Source organism: Seonamhaeicola marinus (assembly GCF_008085455.1).
Map to the genome: position 1 here is coordinate 1 of NZ_VSDQ01000085.1, position 221 is coordinate 221.

A 221-nucleotide genomic window follows, 5' to 3' on the forward strand; every position below is an offset into this window, starting at 1 on the left:
TGCTTGCTATTTCGCGTTTAGCAATGGCATTAAACAAATATGTTTTGTTAAAAAGTGCTCCTTCTTTAAAGGCTTGGTGCCTTCCTTTACGTAAACAATGTAAATCTTCGGTGTCTAAAATTTTAAGCGCATTAGGGCATTGTTCTGTAACACGCCACCCAAACTGTTCTTCGGTCATAAACCTATCAAACATAACAACTTTAGGGTTTAATTGTTTTACA

General features: G+C 35.7%; 1 pseudogene. It reads right to left on the reverse strand.

What is annotated here, in order from left to right:
• Positions 1-221 (reverse strand): annotated as a pseudogene (locus tag FUA24_RS00530) (glycosyltransferase); the annotation flags it as partial.